This is a genomic window from Mesorhizobium sp. WSM3862 (assembly GCF_002294985.1).
Classification (GTDB): Bacteria; Pseudomonadota; Alphaproteobacteria; order Rhizobiales; family Rhizobiaceae; genus Mesorhizobium.
On record NZ_NSGE01000026.1, the window covers coordinates 1 to 1,314 of the forward strand.

Consider the following 1,314-nt stretch of genomic DNA (forward strand, 5'->3'; position numbering starts at 1 on the left):
AATGTTCAGTGTTGATGATGACGCCCCCGCTGTTCACGCGGTTGCTCCTGTCAAGTGTACTCGTCAGCTCGTCCTTGCCCAAGCGCCGTTCAAACGCTGGCGCGACTTGTCGGGCTTGCTGCTCTTGCAACACGGCGCGTTGAACCTGCGACCCGGCTGCTCCAACAGCTTCCGCGGGGATTGCGGCAAGCTCGTGCGGCAAGCGCCCCTGCCTCAGTCGGTTTTGCAGCGCCTGCCGATCGGCGACGAGGTTGTCGAGGTGCAGCGGCCGCTGCCGTTCCGGCCACTCTTGGTTCGCCAATCTCTGAACCAGCGCGCGCGTTCCGTCCACCACGAAGACGCCGCAGTCAACAGCGTTGTTCTGCTGCGCCATGTCGGGTGTCACCACGGTGGTCGCGTGCAGTCTTGCTGCGAGCTCTCGTGCAGGCGCGTCATTGTATCCCCGTCCATCGCGCTGATGGATGGAGTCGTAGTGATAGGCGACCGCTCTTTCCGGGTCGCGGCGATCAACGAGCAGCAGCGACCAATGCTCATTGTGTCCCTCATTCTCCACCGTAGCCAAAGGATTGCCACTGTTCACTGGCAGGAACACGAAGTCGGCTGGGATGTCGCTGTGATGATAGATGGACAGCAATGTAAGTTGCGGGTCCCGGTCGTGACGGCGCAGTTGCTGGGAGACCAAGGGATCGACCAGCCGCGTTCGGGCGGCTAGCACTGGGTGGGCCGCCTGCAGGTTCTGCTCCAGCAACTGGTAATCCCTGCTGATATGGGCGTCATCCAGCAGGTCGGGGCCGAGCACCGCCCCCCGGGGGAGGTTGGACGGGCCTGACGGAAAAGCTCCGATCCGAGCACCGGAGGAGGTGGTCAGATCGACCAACGGAACACCGCGATAGGTGTCTGACAGCCTGGCGGTCGCTGGCGAGGCGGGCCCTGGAGCCCTTGCCGGTACTGCTGCCGCTGTAGCTTCACCCATCGGACCCGGATCGACGAGCCAAAAGTCGTTGCGCCCTTCCGGGCTTTCGGCGGTGTAGCCGTGGCCTTTAATCTCGTAGTTCCATTCCGGCTTTTCCGCATCCGGCAAGAGGTCGTGGCGGCCCAAGAAAGGGAGCATCGCGTCTGGTACGCGTTGGGTCCCATGGGAGAAGCCTTTGGGGACGGCGAACGAAACGTTTATAGAGTGCTCGATCGCAGCGGGGAGGTCAGACCATGCGGAGCGCGCGGCCTCCGCATGCAGCCTTCCGATGTGTTCGGACCCTGTCCCTTGAACGGGTACCCCTTCCAATGGCAATCCACCCAACTGCTGCATGGGGAGCT

1 protein-coding gene is annotated in these 1,314 nt (G+C 62.9%); it reads right to left on the reverse strand.

Annotated features, from left to right (window positions below; all coding sequences use genetic code 11):
- Positions 1-1,099: Ulp1 family isopeptidase (locus CK224_RS30520; protein WP_245426360.1), on the reverse strand; the 1,099-nt coding region annotated here is incomplete at its 3' end.
- Positions 1,100-1,314 lie beyond the last annotated feature (215 nt).